The sequence below is a fragment of the Fibrobacter sp. UBA2449 genome, assembly GCF_002342555.1.
Taxonomy (GTDB): domain Bacteria; phylum Fibrobacterota; class Fibrobacteria; order Fibrobacterales; family Fibrobacteraceae; genus Fibrobacter.
The window spans coordinates 85,868-100,797 of record NZ_DDQF01000015.1 but is presented as its reverse complement, the minus strand read 5'-3'; the positions used below and the strand labels follow the sequence as shown (position 1 = coordinate 100,797).

Sequence of the window (14,930 nt, the reverse complement as noted above, 5' to 3'; positions counted from 1 at the left end):
TCCTTATTTTATCTGAATCTTCTGCGCGAATCTCTCGTTGCCGGATTTGACTTGCACGATGTAGCTGCCTTGTGCAAGACCCTGCAGCGAGAATGCGTGCGTACCGGCATCGAGAACGCCTATGTTCAGCGTCTTGATGCGGTGTCCCGTAATGTCGAAAATGGCGATGGCGGTTACGCCCGCTTGCGGTAATGCAATGGCGAGGTCTTTGCCCTGCAAGGAGATTTCTGCTTTTCTGACAATGTTTCGGCCTGCGCGGATGACGTCCGGGGTGATTACTTTGTCCCAGCCGGGCATGTCGTCAAGCGCGATGATGCGTTCGTCGTCGAGATTTTTCTTCCACATGTCGGTAGGAGTCTTTTCGAGGAAATTTCCGCTCCAAGTCTGGCTCCAGGTCATCCAGTAACTCCAATAGGCCTTGTCTTCGGCGATGCTGTCGATATCAGGGATGGCGCCGTTTTCGCTCAGGGCGATGAGCTTCTTGGTTCCGACGTCGCTCACTATCTTGTTGAAGTAGTTGGCAGCGGAATTGTGGTTGTTAAGCGGGTCGTAAATATCGACCGCGACAATGTCCACGTATTCGTCACCTGGGTACCATTTCGCATTGAGCGCGCTGTAGTCGTAACCGAATTTCGGGTCGGTATTGATGTTCCATACCCAGATGAGGTTCGTGAGTTTATTTGTATTCACCATACGGTCAAACACGAGGCGGTAAAGCTGCACGTAGCACTCGGGGCTACCCACGCCCCACCAGAACCAGCCACCGCTGGCCTCGTGCAGGGGGCGCCACACGACGGCGATTCTCTTTTCCTCGAGTTCCTTGAAATAGCCCGAAACAATGTCCACGTCGGCGACGATGTCCTTGTAGACCTGCGAAGTCGCGTCAATCTCCTTGCAGGTGGAATCCTTGAAGGCCTTCGTGTAGTTGAAGCAGGTGTTGTTGTCGGCCGTCTTCGTGACGCCTTCGGTGCAACCCGCATTCCTGTAGCCTTCCTGCTGCGTGTAGAAAATCGTGTCTTCGCCGACTTTCCAGTGCCAGGTGTAGGTCGGAATGCCGCCCATTTCCCACAGCTGCTCGGTCATGACCAGGTTGTTCTCGGTGTAGCCCCGGAACCAGCCTTCCTCGTGATGCCCGCCCGCGGCAAAGAGCATGTCGAACCCGCCCACGGCCGGGTAGTGCCCGCTGCGCTTGTAGAACTCGGCAATGTCGGTCTGGCCCTTCCACGAGACTTCCTCGTCGCTGAACTTGCAGGAATCCGCCGGAGTGCATTCGCCCGCCTTCAAAAGCTTCATGTTGCCGTAGTCGTAGTTGAAGTTCTGGTCGCTAATCATCATGCCGCTCACGGTCTTCTTCATGAAGTTGTCGCGGAGGAATGTCTTGACCTTCTTGGCGCTCTCGCTCGCGTTAGGCGTTACGGGAAGTGCGCTGATGTTGAAAACAGGGTCGGGATGGCGTTCCACGGTAATGTAGTCCACGCCGATGGCGCCATTCCCTACGGTAATCGTGTTCTCTCCGGTACGCATCTTGGCGGATGCCGCCACCACGTAGCTGGAATCGCAGTTGCGCGGGGTGGTGAGCATCGAGCCCGCCTCGACACCGTTCACGAGAATCTTGGAGGTTGTCCAGTCGTACTGCTTGATGAGCACCTTGGTCGTGATGTCGTACATCGCGGTTTCTTCGACATTCACCGTGAAGGTGAACTCGGTACCGGAGGACTTCGTCACGAACTTCGCTCCGGTGGAATCTGCCGAGACATCGCCGGCATTTACGCCCGGCTGTGCTTCGGCTTCGTAGACTGTGGGGGCGGCAAAAGCGGATACCGCTACGAAGAATGCGGCCATTGCCGCGAAAGACCTGAATTCCATAAACACTCCATACATTTTATGCTTTAAATATACCCTAAAAAAGGGCTGGTTTTTTTTTTACAAGAAAAAAGAAAGAAAACCTGTTGCGTGGCGCACAATGTCAAAAAAAAAATGCCCCCGCAGGCGTGAACCCGCAGGGGCGAGGAGTCAGAAATCCTTTACTTTACAAGCGCGGGTTGCGTCGCGGTGATGCCCGCGCCCTTCACGCGCACGATATACATTCCCTTGGGCATGTTCTCGAGGCTGAACGCGTAGCTGCCCTGCGCGAGCGCTCCGTGGAAGAGGGTCGCGATGCGCCTGCCGTTCATGCCGTAAACGTCCACACTCACGTCGCCCGCCTTCGCGGTCACAAGCGAAATCGTGCTGCCGTAAATTTTGAAAGATGCTCCCGCCTTGACTGCGGCCACATGCGGTTCTTTCCCGATGGATGTTGTGCCGAATACGATCTTGATTTCGGGAATCATCTCTTCGGTATTCTCGAAACCGCGGCTGAAGGCATCGTACTTGTCTTCGTTGAAGTCCCAGAGAACCTGGTCGCCCGCCTTGAAGTTATCGTACAGGAGCGTTCCGGTGTAGCCCGGCGCGTAGTTCGCGATTACGACGCTCAATGTCTTGTTGCGGTCAGTAAAGCTCGAGATATCGAAGGAGCAGACGGTCGATTCGCCCGCGGGCACAACGCATGCGCCGGCATCGTCGTTCACTGGAGTCCAGGTCCAAGCATCCGTCAGCTTGAAAATCAGGTGCAGCTGGGCGTCGCTCGCGCCCTTGTTCGTCACCTCAAACGTGAACGTGCTGGCCTTGCTCAGGTCCCATGTCTTCTGGTATTCAATCTGCGCGTTATCGCCACCGTAGGTCACCGACATCTTGCCGTCGCCGCCTTCCTGGCTGATTGCTACATCCTTTATCTTGATGCTCGCCTCTTCCGTTGCGGCGAGTGCCTTCATGGCGTCAAGCGCGGGGTCAATCGTGTAGGTGTAGCCGCCGAAGTTCGATTCGGTCTTGTCGCCGATGTACTGCCAGGCGAGTGCGCCCGCGTAACCGCCGTCAAATGCCTTGCGGTAGCATTCCTCGGTCGAAATCTGGGTCTTTGCCGCCATGCTTGCGGTATAGGTATCGCCCTTCCAGCCGCTTGCGGGGAATTCGCCGATAATCATCGGCTTGCTATCGTAACCGTACTTGCTCGCCATCTGGGCCGCCGTATTCACGAACGGGCTCACCGCATCGTTCTGGTAATACGGGTAGTAGTGCGTTTGGAAAAAGTCGAGCGTGCCGTTCGCCTTGCCGCCCGCCGCCACGAGGGCCGCGTCGTTCCAGTGCTTCTGATACTGAATGTTCACGCTACCCGTAGAAACGAGCAGTTCCGGGTTTTCGGTATGGATGGCTGCCGCTACCTTGTTCGTAAATGCCTGGATCTTGGAAAGCGCCATCTTCTTGGTGGTCCAGCCGCTGCATTCGCTCGTCATGCCCTCGGGCTCGTTGAAAACTTCCCAGGTCATGAGCGCCTTGTGGTTGCCAATCGCCTTCACCACCGGAATGAGCGCATTGTCGATAAACGCCTGCGTGCCCTCGTCCTCGAACAGGTTCGTGTTCGCGGTGATGTCGAGCTTTTCGTCGTAAAGTCCCCACTGGTTGGGTTCCATCAGGTTGTGGCTGAAGAGGCACATCGAGACCATCACGCCGTATTCCTCGGCGATGTCCAGGGCCTTCTTCATGTTGTTGATGGTGTTTTCCTTGAGGCCCGAAACCAGGTGCGTCGTCTGGTCGATTTCGGGGCTCTGGCTCATGTTGTTGAAAAGCCACCAGCGGATAGCGTTACCGCCCGCGGCGCGCGTGCCTTCCACAGCCTTGCGCCAGGCGTTCTCGTTCAGCGGGGAAGCCCCCACGTCGGAATTGTAATCGCTCCAGGCGAGGTTTGTGCCCGAAAAGAAGATTTTCTTGCCGTTATAGAGCAGGTCGGTGCCGCTCACCGTGAGGCCCGGAGCCGCAAAAGCGGTTCCACCGAGCAAAAAGGCCCCGCAAAGAGCCGCAAAACTCAATTTTTTCATATAACTCCTCAAAACGCCCCTTCGGAGGCATTTACCCGAAAACTATAAATCGCTGGCGCAAAAAGGACATTTTTCGCCTTGGGGTGTTGACAAAAACCGCCGGATTTGTCCACACCGGGCGAGCGCGAAAAAGCTGAACCTGCGGCCATCTTGCGCTTGTTTTGCGGCTTCTATACGAAAAAAGCCCCACAGGCGAAAACCTGCAGGGCTTTGGAGTTAGGAGGAAACTTTACTTGACGAGAATCGGCTTGGTAGCGGCAATACCCGCGCCCTTCACGCGCACGATGTAGCTACCCTTCGGCATGTTCTCGAGGCTGAACGCATAGCTGCCCGCGGCGAGGTTGCCCTTGTAGAGTGTCGCGACGCGCTTGCCGTTCAGGCCGAACACGTCGACCGATACCATACCCGCCTTCGCGGTAGAAAGCGAAATTGTGTTGCCCTGGATGCCGAACTTGGCGGCAGAGGCGGCCACGGTCTTGATGGCGTCGGAATTGCCGTTCTCGTCCACGAGCTCGATTTTCGAGACGAAATCCTTGCTCTGGGTGGCGGTCGTGAAGAGTTCCGTCTTCTTGTCGAATGCGGAAATCACCTTCCCGTTGTCGGCGACGAGGTCGTCAAAGGTAATGGTGCCCGAGAATCCCACGGCGGCGACCATCAGCGTGACGGAGAAGAGGTTGTCGAGGTCCGTGGGATGTTCCACGCCAGCATCGTCTTCGTACTTGGTGATGTCGAATTCGCAAGTAGAGGAGGCACCGTCGTTGAGCCAGCATCCGGTAGAGGGGGACATTTCCCAGGTCCAGAGGCTATCCTTCATGCCGTTGCGCACAAAGGCGAGGCCTACCCAGACACCACCGTCTGCACCGCCCGAACCATTGTTCGTGATTTTGACGGAGACGGTCGATGCGCCAGTCAGATCCGGCACCTTCTGCAGTTCGATGTTCGCACCGTCCTCTCCGAGAGTCTTGTAGGTCACGGCCATCATCATGTTCTTGTAGTCTTCCGAAGAACCGCTACCTGCTCCGTATTTGGCGTTTTCTGTAGAGGTGGGGCAAACCTTCGTTGCGGATGCTGCTTCGTTGTAGTTGTCCCAGCCGGGCATTTCATCAAGCGTGATGATGCGTTCGTCGGCGAGGTTCTTCTGCCATACGCTTGCGGCGGTTTGGCTGACAAAAGCGCTTCCCCAGGATTCGTACCACGGCATCCACCAGCTCCAGGCGGCTCCCTCGTCGTACATCTTGTCTACATCGGGGATGGGGCCGTTTTCGCTGAGGGAAATAAGCTTGTTCGTACCGCCCTTGTTGGCAAAGTCGATGAATGCGGCGCTGTTGCTCTGGTGGTCATTAGCCTTGTTGTAGATATCGACGCTCAACACATCGTAATAGGTTTCGCCCGGAGTCCAGGAAATCTTGGAGGCGTCCTGCGGGTTGAAATCCCAAATAAGGTTGTTCACGCCGTTCTTGAACACCATGCGTTCGTAGAGCAACTGGTAGAGGGCCGCGAACTGCTTGCCCGTGTGCGTGCTCCACCAGAACCAGTTTCCGCCGGATTCGTGCAGCGGGCGGAAGATGGCGGCGACACCTTCTGTCTGGAGGCCGAGGAAAATTTCGGAAACGCGGTCAATATCGCCGACGAGCGCCTTGTAGGCTGCCGAGAGGGTATCCCAGGTGGTGGTGCCCTTTATGAAAGCTTCGGTGAAGTCGAATTCAGTGTAGGTTTCGTGTGCGCCCTTCACGTAGAATTCCACTTCGTCACCGGGGCGCCAGTGCCACGTGAAAGCCGGAATGCCGCCCTTCTTCCAGGTGGTCTTCGCGATGTCGATGGCCTTTTCGGTGTACTGCTGGAACCAGCCTTCGTCCTTGTTCGCGCCGGTTGCGTTCATGAGGTCGGCGCCGATGAGTGCCGGATACTTGCCACCGGCCTTGTAAACTGCCTGCACGTCTTCGTGCTGGGTGGCATCGCCCATGGTGTAGGCATCCATATTACCGGTCATCACGCCGGAGATGGTCTTTTTGCCGAAGTTGTTGACGAGGAAGTTGTAGAGTTTCTTGGCAGCGGGGGTCGCGTTTGCTGTGACGGGCGCATTGCAGAGATCGAAAGCCTTCGCTTCGTAAGGCTTGACTTCGATATAGTCCACGTCAATCCAGCCCCAGCTATTGGTGATGGCGATTGTATTTGCGCCTGCGGCAAGGGCGAGGACTGTTTCGACGTCCACAAATTTGTCCTTGTCCGTAACGGGGAAGGAAACCTGCGCGGAGGTGCTTCCGACACCGACATTGTTGATTTTGTCGCCACCGTAGTTGTTCATGTAGTGGATGACGACCGTGTATTGGCCTGCCGCATCGACAGTCACGGTCGGGAATGTGATATCGCCGCCGTTCATCTTGACATACTTACCGCCGGAGGCCGCTGTGCTGGTAGCGACAGCGGCATCTTTGGTAATCGTTCCGTCTTCGGCTTCGTATTGCGCGGCGAAACTGCTGACCGCTGCGAGACCAAACATCCATGCAAATTTTGTGATTTTCATACACATCCTTTTTTTGTTTTCCTTGAATATATATTAATAGGGGGTGCCCCGGCCCCCTTTTTTGGGGTCGCTGCAAAAAGATGTTGGGTAAATCACAACAACAAAAATGGCGAAATTTGCACAAAAACGGCAGATTTTGCTTGCCGAAGGGTTATTTGTATTCCGCGCCGAAGGTAAACGTGCGTTTTTCGCCGGGCGGGATGACGATGAGTCCGCGGTGATGGTTCAGCGCGTCGGGCTCCGATGTCATGGGCTCGATGGCGATGCTCTCGCGGGTCGGGGGCGTGTATATCTGGATGGCGTTGTACTGCCCGAGGCGGGCGTCCTGCCAGAGGGTAAGCTTGCCGTTCTTGCCTTCGAGCGTAACGATGCCTCTTCCTGTTTCTCCCGGCTTGCTGTTGTCAACAAGGCAAAAACAGTCGTTGATGAACTCGTCGTTAATCTTGCGGCCTGCGGTAAAGCGCGTGTCCGCATGGAAGTTGCCTGTCGGAAGGTCGGCACTGTCAAGTTCCGCAAGGAGCGATTCGGGGAGTGTCATTACCAGGTCGTTGATTTTTTCACCTAGCATGTAGTACGGGTGCCAGCCTTCGGAATAGGGCATGTCCGTGTTGCCCATGTTCTCGACGGTCGATTCGACCTTGTACGCGTTCCCGGAGAACGTTATTTTGTTTGTAGCACGGAACGGGAAGGGAAATCCCGCGAAGGCACCCGGCCAGTCGCAGGTAAAAACGGCAGAGCAACTTTCGTTATCGCTTTCGAAACGCTCGAATTTCCATTCCTGGTTCTGCAAAAAACCGTGCAGGGCGTGCGGGGCCCAGCTCACGTTGTTGATGAGCTGGTAGGTCTTGCCGTTCCAGGTGAACTTCGCGTAGGCGGTGCGCCCGGGGTAGGGGGCTAGCCTGCAGCCCGCGTTGGTGTCGGGGCCCATCTTGAAGATGTCGTCGCCTTCGCGGTAACCGAAGAGCAGGTCAAGCGTTTTTTTGCCGGCGCTTGCCTCGGGTGAGTTGCCCGCGGAGGCATTGTTTGCGACGGGGATGCGCCAGGCGTTGAGTCCGCCGCCGTAGCCGCTCAAGACTTCGAATTCGGCGCCGTCGTCGCGCTGGAGGACAAAACACTGCACTGTGCCGATAGGGCGGGAAATCAGTTTGTAGTTGCTCATGTGGGGTAAGATAGAAAATGCTATCTTTCCTGCCATGGATTCCCAGACGATAGTCGCCCCGATGACACCTGCCGGCGTGAGTGCCGTGGCCGCGCTTCGCGTGAGCGGTCCGAAGGTACGTGAAGTCGTCCGAGCCCTGTTTGGCGAAAAGCGTGCAGCTGCGCTTGAACCGCGTATGGCAAATCTCGGCTGTGCGCGTGACCCGCAGTCGGGCAAGCTTATCGATAGCCTATTGTATATCTTCTTCGAAGGCCCGAATTCCTATACCGGCGAAGACGTGCTGGAACTCTACCCGCACGGGAACCCGCTTATCGTACGCGACCTGCTGCAGGCAATCCGCGGGCTCGATGGCGTGCGTCTTGCCGAGCCCGGGGAATTCACGCGCCGCGCCTTCCTGAACGGCAAGATGGACTTGACGCAGGCCGAATCCGTGGCCGACGTGATTCACAGCGCGAACCGCGCAGAACTCGAGAACGCTCATCGCCTTCTGGGGGGCGCCCTCTCGAAAAAGATTGCGGCACTCGCTTCGCAGGTCAAGGACATCTCGGCGCGCCTCGAACTCGATGTGGATTTCGCGGAAGAGGAGGCCGACCCGGACTTTGCGGGCTGGGAAGCGCGGTTTGTCGCTGTCCGCGAATCCATCCAGCAAGTTTTAAACAGCTTCCACGGGAAGGCTTCGCTCAGCAGGCTCCCGCTGGCCGTGCTCTACGGCGCGCCGAACGCGGGCAAGTCAAGCCTCGTGAATGCCCTCCTGGGCGAAGACCGCGTGCTCGTGAGCAACGTACCGGGTACGACGCGCGACTTTGTGGAAGTGCGCCTCTTCTTGCCCGGTGGCGAAATCCGGCTGGTCGATACGGCGGGTATCGCGGCGCAGGCAACGGACGAGCTCGACGCGCTCAGCCAGAAAAAGAGCAGGGAAATTCTCGAAGAAGCCGACATGAAGATTCTCGTGGTGGACGGCTGCTCGCAGGAATGTCATTCTCGCGACGGCGAATTAGCATCTCGTCATTCTCGCGAAGGCGAGAATCTTAGGATGTCCGCTTTCGCTGACATGACAAATAACGCGGACCTTGTCGTTTATTCCAAGTCCGACCTGTGCGCATCCCCGATTCCCGATGGTGGACTGAGCGTTTCTTCCAAGACGGGCGAGGGCCTTGCGGAACTTCGCCAAGCGATGAACGCCTCCCTGTTCAAGCAATCTGCGGACGCAGAAGACCTCTGGATTACAAGCGAACGCGAGAAGGCCTGCCTCGAAGACGCCCTTGCGGGTATCGACCGCGCGCTCGCCCTGCTCCGGAACAATCCGGCGGTGGAACTGCTCGCCTTCGAGATGCAGGTGGTGCGCCGTGCGCTCCAGAGCATAACGGGCGAAATTTCGTCCGAAGACATTTTACAATCTATTTTCGCGGGGTTCTGCATTGGAAAGTAGTGCTCTCAGTATTATCGGCGTCCTAATCGGCGTCTTCGCGTTCGGGACATACATGGTCCCGCTCAAGAAATACCCGAACTATTCTTCGTGGGCGTTCCTTGCCATGATGGCCGTGGGGGCGCTTGCCTGTTCTGCGATAATCGCCTGCGTCACCGGACAGTTCAACCTGCAACCCGTCGGCGTGATTTGCGGGCTCCTCTGGGTTGTCGGCGGTGCGCTCTGCTTCTGGGCGGTGCAGGCCGAGGCGGACCTCGCGGGCACGGGACTGCGCTCCATGAGCGTGAGCATCTTGCTTTCGTTCATTACGGGTGTCACGCTGTTCGCCGAGCACTCGCTTTTCTACTTCTCTATCCCAGCCATCGTGTGCATGCTCGTGGGTATCTGGATTCCGGCGGGGCACATCAAGCATATCTGGAAAAACTGGCGCTCGCTCCTTTCGGGAGCGGTGTTCGGCTCGTACCTTATCCCGTACAAGCTAAGCGGGCTCGGGGATATGGAATTCCTGTTCCCGTTCTCGGTGGGCGTATGCGTCGGGAGTGTCGCTCTCTTTATCGTGCTCTCGCTGGCCCGCGGCAAACGCTTTGAAATGCCTGCGGTGCCGTCGCTTTTCGCCTTTGCTGCCGGCATGCTCTGGATGCTCGGGACACTCGCCATATTCTGGGCCATCGCCGACGATGGCATGTTCGGATATGCGGTGGGCTATCCGCTCCTGCAACTTAATTTGGTTGTAAACCAGATGTGGGGAGTCTTTGCCTTCGGGGAATATGCGACCCGCACCGAACGCTTGAAACTGGCCGCGTCGACGGTCATTATCCTTGCAGGTGCAGCCCTGCTTACACTTTCAAAGATGTAATTTCCGACTCGAATGCTTCGGCGGATTTTGCGTCCTCGTTGTAGAGGGCGCAGATTTTTTTTGTACTCAGTTCCAGAACCTTGCGGGCAAGTTCGTTGTCGCCCTGCTCGCGCAGCATGCGCAGCGATGCGTCGATGCGCTTCACGTCCAGCGGCTCGGGGTAGTCCTTCATGAACTTGTACAGCAGTTTCACCTGTCGGTCGTAATCCTCGTCGGTTTCGCAGGCGAGCAGGAAGGGTATCACTTTCACGTTCAGCAGGTTCCCGAGGTCGCCCACGAACGTGTTGAGCGAGGCGCCTTCGGGGAACAGCTCCACCGTGTCGCTCATGATGTCGTCGTTGTCGAGGAACTGCCCGTTCTCGAACTGCGAGAGCATGTCGTTCAGGAGTTCCATCTCGATTTTCTTGGTCTGCTCGCGGTAACGCGCCTGGTAGTAGATGGGGAGCGTCGTGAGGCAGAAGTGCGCCTGGTTCGCGCCGATGAATTCACCGACGTAGTAGATGTCCGCGTCTTCGTTCAGGATGTCTTCTTCCTTGGTGAAGTTGCCGATACGCGCCGGAATGGGGATGACTTCCATGTTCGAAAGTTCATGCAGACGATCGCGCATGGTTTCCACGTCGAGGTTCTCCGGCAGTTCGACGCCGTTCTCCTCCATCGTTTCGAGGAGTTCGTTCAGGCGCTCGTCCATTACCTGGTTCCTGCGGTGGCGCGAGGGTACGGTCGGGTTGAACTTGCGGAAATCGCCTTCGAGCGTCAAGAGCCCGTTCTTGATCATGTCATCGAACGGAGAGTTGCTTTCTTCGGCGTCGGGCGTGGGCAAAATCCTTGCGTAGGCAATCATCCTGCCGCAAAGCTTATCGTCGTTTCCTTTTTTCTGTTCAATTCCGAGCATGTGCATAATATAGCAATTTCTATCTTTGCGTTTATGGAAAGCGCAACCTGGCAAAAGATTCTCGACCTGTGCAACAGGCTCTCGAACGTCACGTACGAGAACCTCACGAAAATCATACGCCTCGAATCTACCGGCAGCGCTACGGCCGCGCGCAACCTCGACGACAGCGACCAGAACGATATCGATACCTGGATGGGCGGCGGCACCTGCTTCAGCATGACTTGGCACCTGTACCAGAGCCTGCGCGACATGGGGTTCAACCCGCGGCTCGTGATGGGCCACAAGCGCAAGGAGAGGAACATCCACTGCGCGCTGATTTTACCGGATGCGGATTCAGATTTCCTCTTCGATCCCGGCTACCTCATCTTCGACCCGCTCCCCATCCCGCTCCCGAAGCCCTTCGGTGCAGGGGAGGCGCTTTTTCCGCTGGTGCCGAACAGCGTGCGCCTCGTGCGGCCCGACATGGATTCCATGGAACTCTGGACCGGCGGCGCGCTCAATGGTGCAGGGAAACTCAGCTCCCCGATGAAGTTGCGGTTCGAATACCCGGTGGCAGGCGTGAGCGTCGAGGAATTTAAACAGCACTGGTCCGAAAGTTTCTACCGCGAGATGATGACCTACCCGGTGTTGAACCGCCTCGACCGCGAGCGCGGCGTGCAGTACTATTACCAGAAGGGCAACCTCGTGACCCGCGACGCAAACGGCAGCCGCATGGAACGCATCGCCGAACCCGAAAGGGTCGAGAAATTGAGCGAAACCTTCAGGCTTTCGCCCGAACTCGTGTCCAAGGCGCTTGGTATCCTCTCGAAATAAGTATATATTTGTTTTATCGTCATCCCCGCACAGGCGGGGATCTTTAAGCATTTCAGGAACATAAGGAGTCCCATATGAAAAAGATTCTGGCCGCTTTCGCCATCCTCGCTTCCGCAGCCCTCATTGCCTGCGGACCTTCCAAACTCGAAATTCAGGAAATGTCGTCTGCGTGCGATGTGTCCGTCGAAGTGGGCAAGGTGCTCGACGATACCATCAGCCTCTACGTGGGCAACATGTTCTTCCTGAACGCAAAGCAGACCGTGAACGAGGATCTGTTCCCGCTTTCGGCTAGCATCCGTGACCCGATGAACATCGAGGTGAAGGGCCGTACCGACGTGATTGCATCCGCTGCCGACTTCATTGCCTACCTCCGCCGTTCCGCTCCGAACGCCGTGAACTTCGGCATAGTCGTGAACGAAGCCGCAAAGAACGAAATCGGCTTCGACGAGACAAAGACCGTCAACCGCCTGGTCGAAGTCTTCAAGACCCTCGAGGGCGGCTCCGTCATCCTCTTCCACGAGAAGGACGGCCAGCTGACCGACGCGAAGAAGTTGTTCTAAGGTTTATTTCAGCTTCTTCAGTTCGTGCCGGAGCATGAGCACGCCGATGATGGCCGCACCCGTGTCGGCGATGGGCTGCGCCATGAACACGCCCTTCAGTTCAAAGAAGTGCGGGAGCACGAGCAAAAAGGGAATTAGCAGAATTACTTGCCTGCAGGCGTTCAGGAACATGGACCTGAGCGCCTTTCCCGTACCCTGGAAAAAGCTGCCCGAAACGAGCCCGAGCGGAATCATGAAGAACGCCGCCCCGAAAATCCGCATGGCCCACGCGGCGACTTCTTGCAGCTTGAGGTCGGTAGGCGCGAAGGGGGCCACGAACACTTCGGTCTTCCACATCAGTATCGCCCACGCCACGAGCATAAAGCTCCCCGCGTAGATGAACGTGAACTTGAGGGTCGCCTTCACGCGGGCGTTGAGGCGCGCGCCGAAGTTGTACCCGATAATCGGCTGCGTTCCGTGCACAAAGCCGAGCAGCGGGAGCAATATGAACGAGGCGATGCTGTTCACGATGCCGAATGCGGAAATCGCGAGGTCGCCGCCCGAGAGCGCACCCGTGTCGTGCAGGCTGATTGCCCCGTAGGTGGTGAGGCTCCAGTTGAGTATGGCGTTCATCAGGCTGTTGCACACCTGCATAATGCTGGGCGGAATGCCGAGGATGATAATCTTCCTCACGTACGCGAAGCGCAACTTCATGTGGCGCCAGCGGATGCGGATGGGGGTATCTTTCTTCACGAAGAACTGCGTGATGAGCGATGCCGCCACCAGCTGTGAACCGATGGTCGCCCATGCGGCTCCCTCAATGCCCCAGCGGAACTGCACTATAAACAGCCAGTCGAGCGCGATGTTCGTGACGGCTCCGATGACTTCGCGGAACATGGCCGTCTTGGGGTGACCCATGCTACGGATAAAGTGGTTCATGCCCGGGGCGACCGTCTGGAATACCGCACCGCAAAGCAATATGCGCATGTAGCTGCTGGCAACGGGGAGCGTCTGGTCGCTTGCTCCGAACAGGCGGAGCAGGGGTTCCATGAATATCTCGCCGAGCGTGAACGTGGTGGCGGCCATCAGCAACAGGAGCGAGAACGAGTTGTTTAGAATGATGCTCGCCTGGATGTACTTCTTTTGCCCGAGGCGGATGGCGAACAGCGTGTTGCCGCCCACGCCAATCATCATCGACATCGCCATGATGAACAGCATGATGGGGAAGCACAGCGTGATGCCCGCGATGCCGAGGCTTCCGACTTCCTGGCCCACGAAGAGGCGATCTACTATATTATAGAGCGCGTTTACCAACATGCTCACGATGGAGGGCACCGAGAACTGCAATACCAGTTTCGGGATACTTGCTGTACCAAAGGAATTGAGGCGCTCGGAATTCAGTTTCGACATTTCGGCGCCAAATATAGGAAAAGCGCGCAAGACGGGTAAGGCGCGAAAACTTGTTTCCCGAATACTGGTGTCCGGCCTGCATATGAAACGACTGTTGCATATAGGAATAAAATATGTAAAACAAACAAAAAGTTTGTGATTTTGATTAAATTTTCTTGATTTTGTTTTATAAACTATTGCTTTTCTTAAAAAAGGGTTGTATATTTGGAAAAGAATCGAACACATGTTTAATAGAAAAAAGGAGAATGGTATGAAAAGGAAAATTTTGAAATCGACATGCAGTATTGCTGCGGTGGCCCTTGCCGCGTTCATGTTCGCTGCCTGCGACGAAGACAGCCCGAGCGCCCCGGTCGGCGGTGACGAGAAGTCTTCTGCTGTCGAGAGTTCCGATGCGAAATCTTCGGGCAATGATGAGCCCGCTTCTAGCGAGACGGCTCCCGAAAGCAGCTCCGACGTTGCGGAAAGCTCCAGTTCCTTGCCGGAAACGCTGTCCAGCTCTAGCCTGGAGGAACGCTCTAGTTCTAGCATCTTCAAAGCGTGCATCGACATGGATGGGATGTGCCCGCCTTGTGAAGGTGACTTTTGCCCTGTGACAAATGTGGCCTGCAACCATTGCGATGTAGACGGCGAAATGGCTCCTGACTGCAAGGGCGGCCCTGACTATGTATGCAGCGACAGACTCTGGAGGCAGATAAAGCCTACCTGCGAACATATTACCGATTACGACGGGATGAGCGCAGAAGGAAACTGCGTCGGGAGAAACGGTGAGGTCGCTACCGATTGCGAGACCGAGCAGCAATTCAAGTGCGTCGATAATTACTGGAGTGTCATGAATGTTGTCTGCCTTCCGGGTGGCGACTGCAACGGCGACGGCATCCCCGACGGAATCCGCAGGCCTGACCTGGAGCCCTGCGACACGGACACCCTGCTGGAGTTCTTTGGCCGCGCTTACCAGTGCATTGAAAACAAGTGGGTGTACCTGCCGCCTCCGACCACGTACATTAATGAAAAGGCGACCGACGTCTCGGCCATGTATCGCGGCGGTCCGGCGGTTTCTCCGCGCGTCGTGAAGGTGGAAAGCGCTAGCGGCGCGGTTACCTTCCGTGACGATGGTGTGCTTGTGGACGACCTTTGCACTTTCAACGGGCTCAATGCCGAACTCAGGGGCGATACCCTGGTTGCTACCATCCTGTATCCGGGATGCACGACGACCGGCGGCTCCATGGGCGTCATCACGTTCACTCTTAGCGGGACATTTGCCGACGTGAAGTACATCAAGTACTCGAACGAATCGAAGATCAAGCCGGTTGACGAAGCCGAGGAACTGCTGCCCTGCGGGAACACTTCCTCTTGTGAGACTTGCGGTGGAGACCGTGACGGCGACGTGGGCTGCTAAGGGC

Annotated in this window: 11 protein-coding genes; 5 read left to right on the top strand and 6 right to left on the bottom strand. The window is 56.6% G+C overall.

The window, feature by feature from the left end:
* Positions 1-3: 3 nt before the first annotated feature.
* The 4 genes from B4B27_RS09735 to B4B27_RS09720 form a co-directional block, all read right to left on the bottom strand.
* On the bottom strand, positions 4-1,866 hold the full coding sequence (locus tag B4B27_RS09735) for a glycosyl hydrolase (RefSeq protein WP_290726081.1): 1,863 nt from the start codon (positions 1,864-1,866) through the stop codon (positions 4-6).
* Positions 1,867-2,024: 158 nt separating this feature from the next.
* On the bottom strand, positions 2,025-3,911 hold the full coding sequence (locus tag B4B27_RS09730; protein ID WP_290726078.1) for a T9SS type A sorting domain-containing protein: 1,887 nt from the start codon (positions 3,909-3,911) through the stop codon (positions 2,025-2,027).
* Positions 3,912-4,140: 229 nt separating this feature from the next.
* A complete protein-coding gene (locus tag B4B27_RS09725; RefSeq protein ID WP_290726075.1) occupies positions 4,141-6,411 on the bottom strand; it encodes a glycosyl hydrolase in 2,271 nt (756 codons plus the stop codon).
* Positions 6,412-6,586: 175 nt separating this feature from the next.
* On the bottom strand, positions 6,587-7,594 hold the full coding sequence (locus tag B4B27_RS09720; protein WP_290726072.1) for an aldose 1-epimerase: 1,008 nt from the start codon (positions 7,592-7,594) through the stop codon (positions 6,587-6,589).
* A gap of 34 nt (positions 7,595-7,628) precedes the next feature.
* Between B4B27_RS09720 and mnmE the strand changes: the two genes are divergently transcribed.
* Both mnmE and B4B27_RS09710 read left to right on the top strand, forming a co-directional pair.
* Positions 7,629-9,023 (top strand): tRNA uridine-5-carboxymethylaminomethyl(34) synthesis GTPase MnmE, encoded by a 1,395-nt coding sequence (gene mnmE, locus B4B27_RS09715; RefSeq protein WP_290726069.1) that lies wholly within the window; start codon positions 7,629-7,631, stop codon positions 9,021-9,023.
* Complete coding sequence (locus B4B27_RS09710; protein ID WP_290726066.1) at positions 9,013-9,876, top strand: GRP family sugar transporter; 864 nt, start codon at positions 9,013-9,015, stop codon at positions 9,874-9,876. The genes mnmE and B4B27_RS09710 overlap by 11 nt, the downstream gene beginning before the upstream one ends.
* Here B4B27_RS09710 and B4B27_RS09705 read toward each other — a convergent pair.
* Positions 9,857-10,768, bottom strand: coding sequence for a hypothetical protein (locus B4B27_RS09705; RefSeq protein ID WP_173366498.1), 912 nt, complete (start codon positions 10,766-10,768; stop codon positions 9,857-9,859). The two genes, B4B27_RS09710 and B4B27_RS09705, sit on opposite strands and share 20 nt — an antisense overlap.
* Before the next feature lie 33 nt (positions 10,769-10,801).
* Here B4B27_RS09705 and B4B27_RS09700 point away from each other — a divergent pair, with 33 nt between their 5' ends.
* Together B4B27_RS09700 and B4B27_RS09695 are read left to right on the top strand one after the other, a co-directional pair.
* Positions 10,802-11,581: a hypothetical protein gene (locus tag B4B27_RS09700; protein WP_290726063.1), complete on the top strand. Its 780-nt coding sequence runs from the start codon at positions 10,802-10,804 to the stop codon at positions 11,579-11,581.
* 74 nt (positions 11,582-11,655) lie between these two features.
* Positions 11,656-12,141 (top strand): hypothetical protein, encoded by a 486-nt coding sequence (locus B4B27_RS09695; RefSeq protein ID WP_290726060.1) that lies wholly within the window; start codon positions 11,656-11,658, stop codon positions 12,139-12,141.
* 3 nt (positions 12,142-12,144) lie between these two features.
* On the opposite strand, the gene B4B27_RS09690 is transcribed toward B4B27_RS09695, so the two are convergent.
* Positions 12,145-13,530: an MATE family efflux transporter gene (locus B4B27_RS09690; protein WP_290726058.1), complete on the bottom strand. Its 1,386-nt coding sequence runs from the start codon at positions 13,528-13,530 to the stop codon at positions 12,145-12,147.
* Positions 13,531-13,780: 250 nt separating this feature from the next.
* Here B4B27_RS09690 and B4B27_RS09685 point away from each other — a divergent pair, with 250 nt between their 5' ends.
* Positions 13,781-14,926: a hypothetical protein gene (locus tag B4B27_RS09685; protein ID WP_290726056.1), complete on the top strand. Its 1,146-nt coding sequence runs from the start codon at positions 13,781-13,783 to the stop codon at positions 14,924-14,926.
* The last annotated feature ends 4 nt before the right edge of the window (positions 14,927-14,930 follow it).